The sequence below is a fragment of the Paenirhizobium naphthalenivorans genome (genome assembly GCF_007992095.1).
In the GTDB taxonomy this organism is placed as follows: domain Bacteria; phylum Pseudomonadota; class Alphaproteobacteria; order Rhizobiales; family Rhizobiaceae; genus Allorhizobium; species Allorhizobium naphthalenivorans.
The window spans coordinates 23,372-40,294 of the sequence record NZ_BJZP01000027.1; the positions used below are offsets into that span (position 1 = coordinate 23,372).

Annotated in this window: 16 protein-coding genes and 1 pseudogene; 7 read left to right on the forward strand and 10 right to left on the reverse strand. The window is 61.9% G+C overall.

Going from position 1 to position 16,923, the window contains the following annotated elements; translation table 11 throughout:
* A complete protein-coding gene (traA, locus tag RNA01_RS19455) occupies positions 1–3,600 on the reverse strand; it encodes a Ti-type conjugative transfer relaxase TraA (RefSeq protein ID WP_147181823.1) in 3,600 nt (1,199 codons plus the stop codon).
* Positions 3,601–3,876: 276 nt separating this feature from the next.
* Here traA and RNA01_RS19460 point away from each other — a divergent pair, with 276 nt between their 5' ends.
* The 5 genes from RNA01_RS19460 to RNA01_RS19480 are packed head-to-tail and all read left to right on the forward strand — an operon-like array spanning position 3,877 to position 6,937.
* Complete coding sequence (locus RNA01_RS19460) at positions 3,877–4,068, forward strand: hypothetical protein (protein ID WP_147181824.1); 192 nt, start codon at positions 3,877–3,879, stop codon at positions 4,066–4,068.
* Positions 4,065–4,283, forward strand: a complete 219-nt coding sequence (locus RNA01_RS19465) for a hypothetical protein (protein WP_147181825.1) — start codon at positions 4,065–4,067, stop codon at positions 4,281–4,283. Before RNA01_RS19460 ends, RNA01_RS19465 begins: the two co-directional genes overlap by 4 nt.
* Positions 4,265–4,567, forward strand: a complete 303-nt coding sequence (locus RNA01_RS19470) for a mobilization protein (RefSeq protein ID WP_147181826.1) — start codon at positions 4,265–4,267, stop codon at positions 4,565–4,567. The genes RNA01_RS19465 and RNA01_RS19470 overlap by 19 nt, the downstream gene beginning before the upstream one ends.
* Before the next feature lie 35 nt (positions 4,568–4,602).
* Positions 4,603–5,778: a type IV secretory system conjugative DNA transfer family protein gene (locus RNA01_RS19475; protein ID WP_371864081.1), complete on the forward strand. Its 1,176-nt coding sequence runs from the start codon at positions 4,603–4,605 to the stop codon at positions 5,776–5,778.
* Positions 5,765–6,937 carry a nucleotidyltransferase and HEPN domain-containing protein gene (locus RNA01_RS19480; protein WP_147181853.1) on the forward strand — a complete coding sequence of 391 codons (1,173 nt, stop codon included), beginning with the start codon at positions 5,765–5,767 and terminating at the stop codon, positions 6,935–6,937. The genes RNA01_RS19475 and RNA01_RS19480 overlap by 14 nt, the downstream gene beginning before the upstream one ends.
* 276 nt (positions 6,938–7,213) lie before the next feature.
* Here RNA01_RS19480 and RNA01_RS19485 read toward each other — a convergent pair whose 3' ends face one another.
* The 8 genes from RNA01_RS19485 to RNA01_RS19520 all read right to left on the reverse strand — a co-directional run bounded on the left by RNA01_RS19485 (position 7,214) and on the right by RNA01_RS19520 (position 13,715).
* Positions 7,214–7,495 carry a helix-turn-helix domain-containing protein gene (locus RNA01_RS19485; RefSeq protein WP_147181828.1) on the reverse strand — a complete coding sequence of 94 codons (282 nt, stop codon included), beginning with the start codon at positions 7,493–7,495 and terminating at the stop codon, positions 7,214–7,216.
* Between the two features lie 13 nt (positions 7,496–7,508).
* The gene (locus RNA01_RS19490; protein ID WP_147181854.1) at positions 7,509–7,820 is read right to left on the reverse strand and encodes a type II toxin-antitoxin system RelE/ParE family toxin; all 312 of its coding nucleotides are present in this window, start codon (positions 7,818–7,820) and stop codon (positions 7,509–7,511) included.
* Between the two features lie 53 nt (positions 7,821–7,873).
* Complete coding sequence (locus RNA01_RS19495) at positions 7,874–8,203, reverse strand: hypothetical protein (protein ID WP_025031073.1); 330 nt, start codon at positions 8,201–8,203, stop codon at positions 7,874–7,876.
* Entirely contained in the window at positions 8,200–8,889 is a 690-nt protein-coding gene (locus RNA01_RS19500; protein ID WP_307725732.1) for an AAA family ATPase, read from the reverse strand. Before RNA01_RS19500 ends, RNA01_RS19495 begins: the two co-directional genes overlap by 4 nt.
* 266 nt (positions 8,890–9,155) lie before the next feature.
* Positions 9,156–10,034 (reverse strand): helix-turn-helix domain-containing protein, encoded by an 879-nt coding sequence (locus RNA01_RS19505; RefSeq protein ID WP_147181829.1) that lies wholly within the window; start codon positions 10,032–10,034, stop codon positions 9,156–9,158.
* A 188-nt stretch (positions 10,035–10,222) separates the two neighbouring features.
* Complete coding sequence (locus RNA01_RS19510) at positions 10,223–10,438, reverse strand: ribbon-helix-helix protein, CopG family (RefSeq protein ID WP_147181830.1); 216 nt, start codon at positions 10,436–10,438, stop codon at positions 10,223–10,225.
* 104 nt (positions 10,439–10,542) lie between these two features.
* On the reverse strand, positions 10,543–10,746 hold the full coding sequence (locus RNA01_RS24340; protein ID WP_268906701.1) for a helix-turn-helix domain-containing protein: 204 nt from the start codon (positions 10,744–10,746) through the stop codon (positions 10,543–10,545).
* Complete coding sequence (locus RNA01_RS19520; RefSeq protein WP_147181831.1) at positions 10,743–13,715, reverse strand: Tn3 family transposase; 2,973 nt, start codon at positions 13,713–13,715, stop codon at positions 10,743–10,745. The genes RNA01_RS24340 and RNA01_RS19520 overlap by 4 nt, the downstream gene beginning before the upstream one ends.
* 41 nt (positions 13,716–13,756) lie before the next feature.
* On the opposite strand from RNA01_RS19520, the gene RNA01_RS19525 reads away from it, so the two are divergent.
* Positions 13,757–14,485 carry a recombinase family protein gene (locus RNA01_RS19525; RefSeq protein WP_147181832.1) on the forward strand — a complete coding sequence of 243 codons (729 nt, stop codon included), beginning with the start codon at positions 13,757–13,759 and terminating at the stop codon, positions 14,483–14,485.
* On the forward strand, positions 14,482–15,843 hold the full coding sequence (locus RNA01_RS19530; protein ID WP_147181833.1) for a DUF7986 domain-containing protein: 1,362 nt from the start codon (positions 14,482–14,484) through the stop codon (positions 15,841–15,843). The genes RNA01_RS19525 and RNA01_RS19530 overlap by 4 nt, the downstream gene beginning before the upstream one ends.
* A gap of 256 nt (positions 15,844–16,099) precedes the next feature.
* Here RNA01_RS19530 and RNA01_RS19535 read toward each other — a convergent pair.
* Positions 16,100–16,876, reverse strand: a pseudogene (locus RNA01_RS19535) (IS110 family RNA-guided transposase); the annotation flags it as partial.
* Between the last annotated feature and the right edge of the window lie 47 nt (positions 16,877–16,923).

Consider the following 16,923-nt stretch of genomic DNA (forward strand, 5'->3'; position numbering starts at 1 on the left):
CTACCTTTCCATGCCGATGCCCCGACTAAGCCGGTGGCCGCGTGTCATTTCGTCTTGCAGCTCGCGGGCGATGCTCTGGTCCCGGCGAAGCTCCTGCCCGATTCCAAGCTCCCGGCTGCGATTCCGCACGATGGATTCCGCCTGCGGGTCGCGTTCAAGGCTCTTGGCAAGGCCGCTCATCTGGCTTTCGACCTTGGCGCGGGCGTCGTCATGTTGCCAGCCGCGAAGCTCCCGGCGCTGGCCCTGTAGTTCCTGCCAGCGTTCAACGAACCGCTCGGCCCTGACATTCGGGTCTTGCAGCGCGGCGTTTTCGCGCTTCATCCCGTCGATAACATGCGCGACACGCTCCCGGCCGGAAAGCTCGGTCATGGCGCGCGCCGTCGCCGGGTCGTTTTGCAGCGTCGAGCGCATCAAATCTTTCATGCCGTCGCGCACCTGGTCGAGCTGCTGGCCGGCATCGCGCATTTCCTGCCGCTGCATGTCGAGAACCGGCAGACCCTCGCGCCGATGCTGCGCGACCGATTCATAAGCCCGCGAATAGCGGTCAACGGCCTGCTCAAGCGGCGACTGCCCCCGCGCCCGCTCGGCCAGCCGGTCGGGCGCCGGCGCCGGCCGCAAGCTCCCTTCCCTTTCCGGCCGCTCGCCGCGCTCCTGTGAGGGGGCAGGATGCGCATTGAGCTTGAGGCCGGCGAACATACCGCGCCGCTGCTTCTCGGCCTGCTGTGGCCGTTTCTGGTCGATCTGCGGGCCGTTCTCGTCGGCGCGGTCCTGCTGCGGCCCCTCGGCCGCCGCGCCGCGCCCGAGTTTCAGGCCCTCGAACGGCCGTTGACGCTGCTGCCGATCGCCGGCGAGATCCTCGCGCGGATCTGCACGAAGATCCTGCGCGAGATCCGCGCGGATTTTTTGCGAGGATCTCCGATCAAGGGCATGATCCTCGGCCGTCGACTCCCGCTCCGCACGTAGCCCGGCGCGCTCGGCCGGAATCTCGATCTCGCTGCGGACGCCCATTTGCTCCGCGATCCCGCGCCGCTCGGCAAAGTCGCGGGTATAATCGAGCGTCGTTTCCTTCACGCCCGACCGGGACAGGCGGCGTTCTAGCTGGCTATAGGCCAGCTCGCCGGCGTCCTGAACCTTCCATGTGTTCCGGTGCGTCTGCGTGCCATCGGGCAAGGTGACGGGGGTGGAACCCTCATGCTGTAGGCCGATCTTCTCCCCGATCTCCGGCGCGGCCTCCTTCATGGCGCGCTCTAAATCGACGCCCCATAGGGTGCGCTGCTCGCCCTTGTCGTTTTCCAGCGTCACGAAATAGCTGCCGGACTTCTGCGGGTCATGCTCGAAGGGCGCGGCCCCATGCTCGACCAGCCGGCCGGCATTGGTGAACTCGTCCTGTGCCGCGTAGAGCTGCACCCCGTCACGATGCCGGGTCATGGCGACATAGGTTAGATGCCGGTCCATCGTCCCCGACGCCATCACATAGGCGCGGTCTACCGTCGCCCCCTGATTTTTGTGAATCGTCGTCGCATAGCCGTGGTCGATCGCCTGATAATCGCCCATCGGCACGAAAACGCTTCGCTCGCGGCCGTCCAGCGTGGCGATGATGCGGCCCGGCTCGACATGCTCGACCGTGCCTAGCATCCCGTTTTTCACGCCAAGGTCGCGGTTGTTCTCCAAGAACACGATGCGGTCGCCGGGGGCGAACTCCCGCTTGCCGTCATTGGTCTGGAAGGTCAACGCGCCGGCGTCCTCGCCCTGCGCCAGCTCGCCCCGGTCCTGTAGCTCGGTCCTGATCGCGTCATTGATGGCGCGAACATCGGCCCGGCGATGCGCCATCGCTACGCGGGTTCCCTCCGGCCGCTCGTCGCGATCGGCAAGATAATCGCGCACGATCTGGCCGCGCGCGTCCTCGCCGCTTTCGGCAAAGCTGATATTGCCGTGATCCCGATAAGCCGCCAGCCCCTCGGCCGTCCGGTGCGTGGCGAAGTCAACGGAAGCCTCCCGCTGCCAGTCCACGCGCTGCCGGCGTATCTCGGACAGCTCGGCATGGCCGATTTCCTCCGTGATCGCCCGGAACGGTGCGCCGGCCCCGATCGCCTGTAGCTGCTCATGGTCGCCTACAAGGACGATCTTCGCCCCGCGCGCCTCGGCCTCGCCAACGAAGCGGGCGAGCTGGCGGCTCCCGACCATGCCGGCCTCGTCGATCACGAACACGTCGCCGCGGCCGATCGTGCCGCGGTCGTTCTCCCAACCGCGGGACCATGACGCGAGGGTGCGGCTCTGGATGCCGGAACTTTCCTCCAAGCCCTCGGCCGCCTTCCCCGACAAGGCCGCACCGTGGACCTGATAGCCCTCGGCCTCCCATGCCTCGCGCGCCGCCGCGAGCATGGTGGACTTGCCAGCGCCGGCATAGCCGACAACGGCCGCGATCCGCTCCGGCCCGGTGATATGCTCGATCGCCCGGCGCTGCTCATCGGACAGCCGGGCGGAAGCATCGCCGGCGCTGCGCTGAATGGCGGCGTCCTGCCGCTCTATGGCGCGCTCGACATGCCGGCGATCGACGCCATGACCATGCGCGCCGTGCATCCGCTGCGCGCTCTCGATCATGCCGGATTCGATCTCGACCATTTCGCGGGTCGAATAGCGCGCAAGCTCGATCTCGCCCGTTGCGGGGTCCGCGCGCTCGGCCTGCAATTCCACCAGCGCCGGCGAGGCCATCACCTTCGCAAACGCGCTCTGGAACTCCTGCGGGTCGTCGTTGATGTAGCGATGCAGCGCCCGCGCAACGTCGTGCCGGTCGAACACGCTCTTTTCCCCGGTGATGAGGGTTAGAACCTGCTCGGGCTTCTCCCGGATCAGCTCGGCATTGCGCCGGGCCGCTTCCTCGTCCAGCCTCGCCCGCGACACGTCGAGCCCGCGCCGCTCCATCTGCGTGGCATGGACGCCCATATGCTCGGTCGGCGCGATCTCAAGCCCGCGCTCCATGTGCGAACGATGGTCGATCCGGATATCAAGCCCGGCCATCGCCAGCCGCTCGTTGGCGATCCCCTCCCACCTCTGGCGAAGGTCGCGGAGCTGCATATCGGTCGTCGGCAGGTCGTGCGCCAAGAGCCATTTGTTTTCGCGCTCAAGATAGGTCTTCTCGCCTAAGCCGTCCCCCGTCACCTGCCGCGTCGTCATCATCACATGCGCATGATGATTGCGAACGTCGCTCGCATCGTGCGGTGCGTGAATGGCGAAGTCCACGGCAGCGCCGTAGCGGTCGGCCAGCTCCTGCGCGAACTCTCGGCTGGCCTCTAGCCGTTCCTCGGCCGAAAGCTCGTGCGGCAAGGCAATCTCGAATTCGCGGGCAACGCGGGCGTCCTTCCGCTTCTCGGCAAACTCGGCGGCGTTCCACAAGTCCGACCGATCCCGCGCCCAATCGGCCGAAACACCTTGCGGCAAGACGATCTCCGCATGTTCCACGCCCTGCTTGGCCGTGTAGTCATGCGTGATTCCGTCGCGCTCGTTGGTCAGCTTCTCCCCGGCACGATAAGCCATCGAGGCGACGGCGCTACGGCCGCTCGCTCTCGAAACTGGCTTCATGCTCAAATGGTAGATTGCCAACTTGTTTCCTCGATCCCGTTTCAAGGTTTCCCGCCAGCCTACAAGCTGGCGGCGCGCTGAGTTACGCAGTAACTCGTAAGTGCGCCCTTCTAAACTCAATCGCTACGCTCTTTCGTCGCTAGGTGTGGCGCTTGCGGCAACGCTAGCGCAAGAAAAGGTGAGGCCGGATTGTGCTACAAATGCAAGGAATTTTCAAGGCTACAATGCAAACAGCTTGAGCAACACTCATGTTCGGTTACACTGCAAACAAACTGACAACGACAGAAGGGTTTTCCTATGGCGGAAGAAAGAAATCAGACTCTCGATGCCGCGCTCGCTCTCGATGATGGCTTGATGCACGTTCGGCCAAAACCTGTTATCGACAACAGTTCAGGCGTGTCTGGTATTCCGGAGGATGTAACAGAAGTTCCTGATGATCGCGATACATCGGCGCAACGGACAGCGCACGCGCGTAAGGCAGAAGCATGAGGGATAGTGAGGACGGCGTTCAGGAGATTAGAAGTGGTGTGGGAGTGATCTACACGCCGGACATGCCGGTCGATATTATTGAGAGCATTGCCACCCTCATCAGGGCGCGGCCCGACATTCATTCTATCATGGTTCGCGATGTGGATGGCAACGAGATGACAGCCTTTAGAGGCAAGTTACCGGAAAGAGATATGGCATGGCCCGAAAAACCATAGAACAACGATTGGCTCAACTCGACGCCCAACGCGCCTCCCTGAAAGCGCGCCTCGGCAAACAGGAACGTGCCAACGATACACGCCGTAAGGTGCTGCTCGGCGCGCTCGTCCTGCATCGCCTCGAAAGCGGAAAGGATGAATTTTCTCGGAACCTGGGCGAGTGGCTCCGCCGGGAGCTGCCCGGCTTCCTGACGCGCGACGGCGACAAGGAGCTCTTTGCCGATCTGATCGGCAAGACGGCCGATGCACAAACGGCGGGGAGCGCCGGCGAGGCAACATCGTGAACCGGGCAACGCTCGCATGGGGCGCTTTCAAGAATATGCTGCGCACCGCCGCGCATGATCCTGTATGGGCTTTTGCCTCCCTGATAACTCTGCCGTTCCGCATCTGGCAAACGGTGCTGCGCGTTCTGTTTATCCTCATCGTTGCGCTTTTCGTCGTTGGTATGGGTGGCCGGTTTGCGCTTAACGATCTCGGCTATGGTCCCGGCACGATTCCCTTCATCGCGCTCGATCTCGTCACGCTGTTGGTGCTGGCCGCCATCGTCTTCCGCGTCATCACCAATCCGCTGATTATCCATTTCGGGAACATGGAAGGCGAAACCCACGGCTCGGCCCGCTTCGCTACCGACAAGGAAATGGCTCCCCTCGCCCGCGCCGATACCGGCTTGCTGATCGGCCGGGACGCCAAAACGGGAAAGCTCCTGCGCTATGACGGCCCGGCCCATCTGCTGACGATGGCCCCGACGCGCACCGGCAAGGGGGTGGGAACCATCATCCCGAATCTGCTCACCGCCGACCGCTCCGTGATCTGCTCGGCCGCGCAGCGCCATACCCATTTCCTCGACAGCCCGCGCATGGTCGCAGTCCTCGGCCGCTCCGATTTCCGCTTTGCCGATCTCAAGCGCCGCAACGTCTCGGTGTTCCTCGTCCTGCCGCCCGATCGCCTGTCCACCTATTCGCGCTGGCTGCGCCTGCTCGTCGCGCAAAGCCTCACCGACATGGCCCGCGATCCCGCCAAGCCGGCCGTGCCGGTCCTCTATCTGCTCGATGAATTCGCCGCCCTCGGCCACCTGGCCCCCGTCGAGCGCGCAATGGGCCTCATGGCCGGCTACGGCGTCCAGCTCTGGCCGATCCTGCAAGACGTTCACCAGCTCCGCGCCACCTACGGCCAGCGCGCCGGCACATTCCTGTCGAACGCCGGCGTCCTACAGGTCTTCGGCGTCAACGATCACGATAGCGCCCGCCTCGTCTCCGATCTGCTCGGGCAAGAGACGGTCGTGTTCCAGACCATGAGCCGCGCCCTCGATGCCGAAAAGACCGGCATTACCTACGGCGAGCAACACACCGCCCGGCCGCTGCTGACCCCCGATGAAGTCCGCAACCTGCCGCAAAATCTCGAATTGCTGTTCCTGGCCGGGCAACGGCCCGTCGTCGCCGGCGAGCTCGCCTATTACGCCGATGCGGAGTTCAGGGGGCTATATGACGCTCCCTGAAAGCCTCGCCCGTCTGCCTGACAGAAAGCGGCGCGAACTGGAACGGGTCGCCGCGATCCTGTTCGATGAATTTGAGGACGCCCTAAAAACCAAGCTCTCCGATAAGGGTAAGCGTGGCCGCATCCTCAAGCTGATCCTGTTCGGTTCCTATGCGCGCGGCGATTGGGTCGAGGACCGCAAGAGCGGCTATCGCTCGGACTATGATTTACTCGTCGTCGTCAACTACGACAGCTTTGCGGAACAGCATGAAGCCTGGGAAAAGGCCGCTGAACGCTTCCTGCAGGAGCTGACCGTGACAAAGCACCTGGCAACGCCGGTCAGCTTCATCGTCCATTCCCTCCACGATGTGAACGACCAGCTCGCCCACGGCCGCCCTTTCTTCGTGGACATAGCCCGCGACGGCCTCGTGATCTATGAAGCGCCCGGCTTCCCGCTCATTGAACCTAAACCGTTAGCGCCGGAGGTTGCTAAAGCCGAAGCGCGCCGACATTTCGACCACTGGTTTCCGGGCGCAGACCGCTTCCTGAAACTCGCCACGGTCGCGATAGATGACGGGTTCCGGAATGAGGCCGCGTTTCTGCTGCATCAAACCGCCGAACGGCTCTATCATTGCATCCTGCTCGTCCTGGCGCTCTACTCTCCTAAGTCCCACCGGCTTACCTTCCTGCGTTCCCAGGCTGAACGCCTTGCCCCGCAGCTCATCGCCGCGTGGCCGCGCGACAAGAAATTCGCCCGGCGCTGCTTTACCCGCCTCGATCGTGCCTATGTCGATGCCCGCTATTCGCCGGCCTATGAAATCACCGGCGAGGAACTGGCCTGGCTGCTCGACCGCGTGAAGGCGCTGCAAGAGGCCGTCGCCGCGATCTGCGCCGAACGCCTCGCCCCCGAAGGGCAGGCCGCAACATGGACCTATGACAACATCGTCGCGGCACAAATCGCCATCGGGATTCTGAACCAGGCGCGCGGGATGATCTCGGCCCGCCTCCACGAAATCAAGGACACGAACCCCGCCCTAGCCAAGACATTGCGCGACAAACGGCGCGAGCTGCTGGCGCTGCAAGAAACGATCAATCCCGATGATCCGGACACGGCCAAGGCGATCACCGCGACATGGGGGCCGCGCGTCAAGGATGACGCCCGGTTCTGGCTGGAGCTGTAGCCCCTACCCTCGGCGTGACTCTGGAGTGAGATGCGGTCCCGGCGCTGCGCGCCGGGGCTTTGTCACTGGCGGCCCTCCGGTCACTTCGGCGCAATGGGGAAGCGCGTTCCCTCCGGTCCGGTCGCGGCTTTCGCCGCTCGGCACGACGATCAGCCCCCGGCCGGCCCGCTCTTATCATATTGGGCCGTAGGGACGGCCGGGGCGGGTTACAGGCATGCGCCTGTGCAAATTGCACTAGAACACCTCGCCCTCTTGACTGTCGGATTACCGACGAGCCTATGCGGCCTCGGCAATATCGAGCCGCACCGCAAGCCCGGCCTGGGTGGCTAGATTAATCAGCGTATCGAGGCTGAAATTCGTGATCCGGCCGCGCAGCAGGTCGTTAAGCCGGGGCTGCGTGATCCCGAGACGCCGTGCCGCTTCGGCCTGGGTGACGCCCCAACTCCGTACCCGCTGCTCAACGGCAATCAACAGATTGGAACGCATGGTCATGTTCGCGGCCTCGGCCGGCGTATCTTCCAGTGCATCCCATACATTCGCAAAGCTCTGACGTTTCATTGTCACGCCTCCGCTAGATTTGCCGCAACCGGGTCGCGGCTAGGTCCAAATCTCGTTTCGCTGTCTGCTGCGTCTTCTTCTGGAAGGCGTGCAGCACATAGACGGCATCCTCTATCTTAGCGATGTAGAGCACCCGGAAGGCTCCGGCCTCGTCGCGGATGCGGATTTCCCGCACCCCCTGCCCTACGCTCACCATCGGCTTCCAGTCGCTTGGTTCAAAACCCTGCTGAACCTTGTGAAGCTGGACACCGGCCTCTTTCCGCGCCGTCTCGGGAAACTCCCGCAACTGCTCAAGGGAATCCCCGAGAAATTCGAGCCGCTTCATGTCAGCCATGAATCCCGTATATCAAAATTTGTATAAGCGAACAAGCGAAACCGCTACTGCTCGCCTTCGCCAAGTGCGCTCATTGCCCGCTCGATCGTCTCGGCAAGCGTGATCTCGTGGCGGTCGGCATAGGTATAGATCGCCTCGATAGTGTCGGCCCTCAGCCGGGTTGCGAACTGTTCCGTGCGGCCTGTCTTGCGCCGAGTACGGCGCGGGGGTCGCCCAGGAGAAGACGGCAATAGCTCGGCGGCTTTCGGAGTTTCGCGGAAACCCGCAGCGCGGGCGGCGGCCTTGACCGCGTTCGGATCAACGGGCGGCACTGGCGGCGTGTTGAGTTCCTCGCCAAAGTCGAGCGTTGCGCGTTTCTTGTCATCGGCAGTCATGCTGCGTTCCCTCCCCTAATGGCGTTGATGACGGCTTGCGCATATTCGCGGGCGTTTTCCTTGGCTGTCTCCAGTCCGGACACATCGGCCGTTTCCAGCTCGTGCAGCGTGCCGCCCAAGGAAAACAAGGTCCGATAGGCCGCCCTGTCGATCAAAGTCGCCGGCAGCACCGGGACCGCAGCGCCGGTAAACTGCCGCTCTATGTCGCGTGCCGTCCGCTCGCGGATCGCGGGCGGCACGCGGGTAAAGAACACGCGATATGGAATTTCCCGGTTCGCCACCTTCCACATTTGGCGCACCAGCTTGACCGATTTCGCGGCCTCGGCTGCGTCGAGAACCGAGCTTTGCAACGGAATCAGAACCAAATCCGACCGGGCGACTGCGAAGCCGACGCGATCGGTCGCGGTCCCTTCTAAGTCAACTATGACGAAATCGGCGTCAGTGCGGGCATCCTCGATCGTGTCTATGATTGTTTCGGCCGAGTCATCGACTATGAGCCGAAGGGATTCCGGAACCGGGCGAAGCTGCGACCAGGCTACAAGGGGCCTGTTGGGGTCCGCGTCGATCAACGCGACCTTGCGACCCGCCGCGACTAGCTCGCCGGCGAGGACAACGGCCGAAGTCGTTTTGCCAACCCCGCCTTTGCTCGAAACAAATGATATGACCGCCATGCGACCTCCGCTCATCTAATTACCAGCAGCATGTTAGCTGCGGGCACTTTATAAGCGGTTAAACAGCCGCTTGCAATCTTATTGTAAATTGCTAGCCGCTAGTAAACAGCTAGCTTCTTTAGGCGCAGCTCTCGCCTTTTCTTTCTCTCGAAAGCCCATGTGACATTGGCCGCAGGCGAGGCGGTTGGTGATTTTGCTCTGAGTGTGTCGGGCCGGACCGCTTCTTACGCGGTCCGGAACCGCCGCAGGGCCGCGTGAGCGGCCCGAACAGCGGCGTCCGCTTATGTTTTCACATAGAGAATAGAACTAGAGGGGGATTCAGTCTGGTTATCGGACTCACGTTTCATGAAGGTCTTTGCCATCCTCACAAGGGTCTGCCCGAGCGGGCTATCGCCGGCGTCGAGCTGCGTTCGCTCGTCGAGGGGCAGGGCCGTCCTGTAGGCGTCGATTGCCTCGGCCCAGGTCCGTTGATCCTGTCCATGATCCGCAGGCGGGGGAGGGGCCTTGCCGAACCGGCCAAGGAACTGCCGGGCCTTTTCCGGCAGGGACAGGCGATAGGCATTGCTCGCCTGCTGCACCCGGGGGCCGCGCCCCTCGTTCCCGGTCGGCTCGTAACGCCGCAGCCAGTCGATGAAGCCATGCGCCCGCAGGTTCTTCAGCGCTCGCACGATCGTATCGCGTGAGCGGCCCAGGCGATCCATGATTGTGGTGATTGACGGCTCCAGCCGGCCGGTGCGGAAGTCGATCAGATTGACGAACAGCCGTAGCACGTCGAGCGCCACCGATCCGAGCGGGCCGCTGCGCTCGCCCTTCTCGTGCAAGCCGGCCTCGTTGTAGATTTCGGCCGCCTTCAAGATCGCCTGCACGTCCTTGCGCGTCGTCGCCTGCCAGATACGGCCCTCCGATCGCCCCTTGAAATAGCTGCGCCGACGAACCGGCGTCGGGCAGCGTGCGGCCGGGGGAGGCAGGACCAGGCCAAGCGCGGCTTGTCCCGATCCGCGCCATGCGGCCCGGCGCTCCTGGGCGAGCGCGGAGAGCTGGCCGGCGTCTTCCTCGGAAAGCTGGCCGGCGCTGTAGCGCGTCCAGACCTCCCGCATGATTTCATCAAGCGCGTTCGCACGCGCGCAGCCAATCGCGGCCGCAATTTGCGTCCTCAACATCTGTCCTTCGTCCTTTCATTCGGAGGACATGACGGCGCGGACGGCGGACAAAGATTCCCCGTTCCCGGCGAGACTCACTCTTGCCGGGTGGTTCACACTCGACTATGTTAGGGGCTGTTCAGGCGGTCCTAACAAAGCCGTTTCCGAAATCCGAAAACCCCTTGCCGCTGCTAACGGCTAGGGGTTTTTCATTTCATGCCCTCGGGTGCTTTCTCGATATAAAACCTCAAAGCTTCTTCGATAATCGGCGCGCGACCAAGCTCGCCCCGCTGTTCCTTGATCTTGTCGATTTGCGCGAGAAGATCAGTCGGAACATACGTAGTCAGCGCGATACGACCGGCCGCAAGCTGCCGTGCCCGATGGGCGGCAACATCCTTCCGAATCTTTTCTGTATTGCGCTTCATGCTTAGCAGTAAGGAGAGATTTGCCCGATTCTGCAACCCCGAATCTCTAAAGTACGGAAATATCGCGCAAATCGGATGCTCTGATGTGCAATCCAGGCAAGGCTTCAAGCCCGATCGGAAGTCGATTCAAGCGCCCTATAAAGGGTGGCGCGATGCACGCCCAGGAGCCGGGCGACTTGCGTAACCGGCTTCTTTTCCTCGTTGGCCCCTGAACATCTGTGGACACCCCCGGAAGTGCAAGAGAATTTTTCAGGCAAGTATTTGCGCGTAGTCCGGGTAGGCGCAGGATACGTGTAAAAACCGGTCACAAGGGAACTTCAAACGGCAGAGGGGCCGGATTGAGTGGTTGAGGGATATCCTCCATGTCGATTGAGTATTTGCCGAAGCGCCGGATTTTCGCTCGCGCGTAGGGGCTGAGGGCGGCTGCGAGCTCTGGCGTGACAGTCAGACCGTCGGCAGCCATGGAGTTGATGACGTCGGTTAGGTCGGCGACGTTGGACAGCATGATGGCATTGGCGACGAGGCTTGCATATTTGACCTGCTTTTCCTGCTCGACGGGATCGCCGCTCTTGATGACGGGGCCTCCAAAGGTAATCCAGTCGAGGAAATCGTTGAAGGATTCAATCTTGGTCGTTTCAGCGCGAATGGAACGTCGGACTTGTGGGTCGGAGATATAACGCAGCAGAAACAACGTTCTTTCGACCCGCCCAAGTTCTCGGAAGGCTTGGTAGAGCCGGTTTTTGCGGTTGTTCGAGCTGAGTTTTCGCAGCAACATAGAGGGCACCACCAGACCCGCCTGAATGGAGAGGATCACTTGCATCATGTCCTGCCAGTGCGTTTCGATCAGCCTCCAGTCGATCTCGCGGCCGAAGAGCGCATCGATGTGCTGGTAGGAGACCGATTTATCGGGACGATAGAAGGTCACGTCTGCCCAGTTACGCATACGCGGCATCAGCTTGATCCCAAGCAGACGCGCCAGCCCGAAGACGGGTTCACTCTGGCCCTGCGTGTCGGCATGCAGAGTGTCCGGCTGAACGGTCGAACGGTTTTTCAGGAGCCCGTCGAGGATATGGATGGCCTCCCAGACCCCGCAGGGAATGAAGGTGGTGAACAGCGCGACGTAATTGTCGGCTATATGGTGGTAGGCGATGCCACCGTAGGCGCCGTAACGGATATGCTGAGAGCCCAGCAGATTGTTCTCGCGCAACGGAATGTGAGTGCCATCTGCGATCGCCGCCTGACCGGCGCCCCACAGTTTCGGCAGCTCGAAACGGTCATAGGCATTGATCAGGTCGGTCATGGCGGCTTCGAGCTTGCCAACATCGATATGCTGGGCATTGAGCCGACGAAGGGTGTCGGCGCTGGCGATGCCGACAGCATGACGAGCAGTCTGGACGGGGCCGAGATTGCAGCCATAGCCGAACACCGTGAGGATATAGCGTTGCAGCGCCCTTGCAATTTTCGGGTCGGCTCCCGATGGCGGTCCGAAGTGGCGGGTGAAGGCAGTCCAGCTGGTGCTGTCCTTCAGAATATCGAGCAGGTGCCGCTCGCTTATACGGGCATGGACTTCGGCTTCGAAGATCATCAGACCCTCCGGCTGGCCGGATGCCTTCTGTTGCTTGAGGTGCGGCACACCGCTCGCATCGATGCTCAACTCCGTATTTTCCGGAAAGCCGGCATCCACAGCGGCGGTGGCTGCCATCAGTTGTTCCTTCATCCATGCGGCAAACTCCTCCCCGGAGCGCGGTAGCCCAAGGTCGGCACAATAATCGGCCAGACGTGCCTCACACTCCGTCCAGGTCAGGAGCTGGGTGCGGTAATCATTGAAGGTTTCGGCCCCCACAACAAAAAGGTCGCCGGCTTGCAGCGCATCGGCCAGATGGATAAACACACAGACTTCGAGGGCACGCCGATCGAGCATGACGCCCGTTTTGCGGCGCTTGATCACAAAAGCTTGCCAGCGTTGCGAGGCGAACGACAGGTCAATATCATAGGTCAGTTCGTCGCGACGGGCGCTCCTGTTGGCAATGACGATGCCACACGCTTCCAGCAGGCTGAGGTCTTGCGTCGCCGACCTGATATCCATGAGCTCGAGCAACCTGAACAGCAGGGCGCGAACCTTGGCATGGATCGGCCACAGGAGCGGCAGGTCATTGTTGTGGTGGAACGCCGAGACGGTCTCGCATTGCTCCGACAGAAGATCGAGGCCGCCACGCTCCGCCAGGACAGCCCTGATCCGACGGCCAACTTCCATGTTTGTTTCGCTCTGCCGGGTGTTTTCCAGCACCTGCCCCAATACCGTGATCAGTTTCTCTTCGATCTCCCGGTGCTCGTCTTGCAGGGATTTCAGCTTTTCCTTGGCAGCGTTCTGGGTCTTGCGGACCCGGCGCAACAGCATCTCGATCAACTCGTCGCGGCATTGCGCGCGTGCCTGCTGGAGCAGGCAAAGAAGGAGAGTATGGCGCTTGCCCGGCCGGCGGATATCGAGGAGATCGCTCACCTCCATGCTGCGGGCCTCGGCGGCGAACTGACGACGCTTGGTATGAGCGATCTCATTGAGGAGAGGATCGGGATCGAGCATGCCGGTCAGCCATCCAAGCCGTTCCGTCCAGAGCTTGATCGTTTCAGGGCGGGCCGGGCCCGGGGCATGTTTGAGGCGATTGAAGCCGGTCGTCACAGCGCCGGGTGCCACAACCAGCAAATCATCCAGCAAGGCAACCTCTTCATCGCCCAGGCGCTCTGCGGTCCGGGTGTAGATCGTCGTATGGACTTTCGTGCGCAGGTGATTGGCCAGCCGATCGAGTGTGCTGAACGCCGGCAGATCGATCGACGCCTTACCCAGAACCTCGATCGCCAGATTGATCAGGTCGGCCGGATCGCTCATCGTCGACGCCGCTTCCGTGAGCGCGCCCGTCAGCAGATCTTCGCCCCTCTCGTCATAGGTCACGACATCGAGAAAGGCACGGACCGCCGTTCGATACCTGTAGAGTGTCTTTTCGCCGGCGTCTTCAACCACACATATCGGCGGATCGACCAAACCAAGTTGCGCTGCCAAATGGGCAATAGTTTCGCTATGGAGGTCATCAGGCGCCGGAAAGAAACCGAGATCCTGGCGCGCCTTCAGCAAGGCTGCCAGCGTCAGGCGGCCGGAAGCACCGCGCGCTTTACCGCGGATAAAGACGAGATCGGCCTCGCTCAGACCGTATCGGCGCTCCAGTTCCTCCCGGGTAAGACGCTCACCAGAGCGAGGGTAGGCAGTGCGGTCAATCGCTGTCATAAAGGTGTCCGGAAAAGGGTATGCCGAAGGGGTCGTGGAAAGTGCCTAAATCAAAGGCTTCGGGCCATAGCGTTTCGTCGTCCAAAAAGGAATACATTAAAGGACGCCGCCGCCCGGCACCCGCGCCACAACAGAACCATGCGGCCCTCTACCTGCGCGTCTCCACGCCCGACCAGAAGCCAGACCTGCAATATGACGGCCTGCGTGCTTACGCCGAGCGCGCCGGTCTCACCATCGTCGGCGAATATTGCGACATCGCCGTTTCCGGCCGCCGCGAAGGGCGCCCCAAGCTCAACGCTCTGATGACCCGCGCCCGCAACCGCGAACTCGATTGTGTCCTGGTCTGGAAGTTCGACCGCTTCGCCCGCTCGACCCGCCATCTCCTGACGGCGCTCGAAGAATTCGACCATCTCGGCGTGCGCTTCATCAGCCTGCAGGACCAGATCGACACCGCAAGTCCCATGGGACGGGCGATGTTCACCATCATCGGCGCCATGGCCGAGCTGGAATCGTCCCTGATCAGCGAACGGGTCACGGCCGGAATGAAAGCGGCCGCCGCTCGCGGAAAGCATCTCGGCCGGCCAAGGCTCAGCTCCCGTCTGGTCGAGGAAATCGAGACCCTCGCCACCGCCACCGATCTCAGCATCCGCAAGATCCAGGAGGCAGTCGAGGGCCGGGCCAGCCGAGGTCGCGTCGGAGAGATCGTCAAGCAGGCCCGATCACGCAATAAAAACGGCAGGCCCGCCCTGGCGATGGAGGATCATCCATGAACGCAAACAGCTTCAATCTGAATGCCCTCGTCAAATTCCTCGGCCGGGACGATTGGGCGCTTCAGTTCGAGGAGGTGATGGGCGACCACTTCTGGCCCGTCATGGACGAATTCGGCCTCGATCACGAAGAGATTTTCGAGCTTCTCGGCAGCCACTGGGCCATGACCCTTTGGGGATGCGCCTTTGAGGATTTTCTCACCCAGGCCTTCGAACCGGACGGTCGCACCTTCGTCGATATCTATCTCAAAAGCCGGGGGTTTAAGGAAACTGCCCGCAGTAAGGCCTATCTCAAGGCGATCAGTGCCTCCGTCATCAGCCTTTACGAGGTTAGCGAGATCGTGCCCGGAAAAAGCTTTCTCGCGCGCGATCTCCTGCGCGGTGTCGACCCCGTGACGGTCAGCGAAGGAACCGCGACCCAAACCCTGCGGCAATGGGAGAAGATTGCCGCCCGCATCGTCCATGTCGGTGGCACCAACGTCATCACAGGTGGCCTGTTACCCTATTCGCCGGAGGCGACAGAAGCCCTGTTCGAGGGGCTCAAGGAAATGACCGGCAAGAAGCGACCCCGCAAGACACTGATCCTCGACGACGACACTCTACGCCTGGCAGCGCCTCTCTTCACCCATGCGTGGTTGTTCGACACCTTGCCCAGGGTGCTTGGCGAGGTTCAGCCGCTCGTCTGCAACAGCGATGGCGACGACATCGTGTTTCACGAGGTGCGTTTCCCCCTCGAAACCGGCATCATCGACAAAGACATCGCCGATCGCTTCGCCGGAATGGACGACCTGCGCCAGGAAAATCCACTGTTCTGGAACTGGCTCGGTCGCCCGCCGGCCAAGGGAGACGGCCGGCCCAGTCACCCAGATGCGCTTGTCGCCGGCGTCACCATGGAAGACGGTACGCCCGTCCTTGGCAACCTCGAAATCAAAGGCCGCTTTCTCGTCCTGATGGTCAACTCTGCCGAGCGGGCGCAAAGAGGTGTCGAACTCGTGCAAAATATTCTCGGCAAAATGGTACGTACGCCGCTCACCAGTATCCAGACCATCGAACAGGCCAGAGAAGCCTACGCTGGTCGCAGGCCATCCTCCGGCGATATTCCGCTCGATGTCGCAACGCCGCTCGTTCACGCCATGCTCGACAAACAGTACCGCGCCACACTCGACGAACCCGTCGGCATGCTCGGCGACAAGTCCCCGCGCGCCGCCGCCCGGACCAAGGCCGGTCGCGAAAATGTCGCCGAATGGCTCAAATATCTCGAAATGCGATCATCGTCCGGGCCTGACCCCCACGACCCCATGGCCACCTACGATTTCTCATGGATATGGAACGAACTCGGCGTCGAGGACCTCAGACGATAGCCTCCTAAAACGCTTGTGACCGGTTTTTACACGTATCCTGCGCCTACCCGTAGTCGGGTGCTGACATCTGTCCGGCCTCTGATGCGACCACAAGATGTCGCGGGCCCGTATGGGAGTTCGCGGATCGGCTCCAAATCATTAAAGCGTGCTCTGAGGCACTTCGTTCAGGCCTGGTTTTCCGATCCCGTCTCTATCGACCGTGCGCCATACTGTCCTTTACATCCTCCTACACCTTCGACGCCCCTTAAAAGCCGGGTTATCTGGCCTCTATGGGAGCTCCGTAGACCCCACCTTTCGCCAGCAGCGCCCAGACGATGCGGGCGAGCTTATTGGCAAGGGCGACGATCACCAGCATGCGTGGCTTCCGCGCCAGCATGCGCCCGAGCCAAGAGCCCTCTGGCACGCCCCGATAAGCGGCTTGCCGGACCACCGAGCTGGCTCCGAGAATAAGCAACCGTCGTAGCGTTCGTTCGCCCATTTTCGATGTTGCACCGAGCTTCTGCTTTCCGCCAGTTGATCGCTGAAGTGGTGTCAGACCGAGCCAGGCCGCAAAATCACGTCCTTTTCTGAAGGTCGACGCACAGGGAGCCAAAGCTATCAATGCGGTCGCCGTTATCGGTCCGACACCTGGGATTGTTGCAAGCCGCCGTGCGTTTTCGTCTTCCCGAGCGCGGCGTGCGATCTCATGGTCGAGCCGTCTGACGCGATCCTCCAGATCTCGGAGCGTTTCGACCAGCATGGCAAGCGCTGATCGGGCTGCATCCGGCAAAGTGTTTTTGTCATCCGCCACGCATTCTATGAGTCCGGCAACATGGGCTGGCCCTTGAGCGGTGATGAACCCGTATTCTGCAAGGTGGCCGCGGAGCGCGTTGATAACCTGTGTTCTCTGGCGCACCAGCAAGTCTCGTGCTCGAAACACAACGCCGCTGGCCTGGGCATCCTGGCTTTTAACCGCTACAAACCGCATCGTCGGGCGTTGCGAGGCCTCGCAAATTGCTTCCGCATCGGCCACGTCACTTTTCTGTCGCTTGACTAATCGTCAGGTGGCCATAATGCGAAGGAACGTGCGCAGATCGGCTG